1 protein-coding gene is annotated in these 331 nt (G+C 51.1%); it reads right to left on the bottom strand.

The window, feature by feature from the left end; translation table 11 throughout:
- Positions 1–331 (bottom strand): hypothetical protein (locus AB9F29_RS21640; RefSeq protein WP_369757215.1); only part of this gene is annotated, 331 nt, incomplete at both ends.

Below are 331 nucleotides of genomic sequence, written 5' to 3'. Positions count from 1 at the left end.
GCAATGGGTTCACCGATCAGCGTGAGGTTCGTTAGTGCACCAATGTGATCGACGATAGACAGCGTGAAATAGACAATTGTGAGCGTCCAAACCGTATACCACCGCCATTTCCAAATTGCGATTGCGAGCGGCACGGCAAGGATTGCAGTAACAACGTCAAGGATCGCGGGATACATCCAACTCGGCGCATCGATGCCGTTTGCGACTCTCGTGATGAGCTGGATCGCGATGAAGCGGATTAACTGCGCGAGAATCCAGACGACGAGAGCAGTTAGGAAAATCTTGCCAGATCGACCTAAACCGATTGAATGGTTCGTTGTCTCTTGCATGT

Source organism: Falsihalocynthiibacter sp. S25ZX9, from assembly GCF_041205405.1.
Lineage (GTDB): Bacteria > Pseudomonadota > Alphaproteobacteria > Rhodobacterales > Rhodobacteraceae > Falsihalocynthiibacter > Falsihalocynthiibacter arcticus.
Note: the sequence above shows the minus strand (reverse complement) of the source record. Positions and strands in the feature narration are given on the sequence as shown.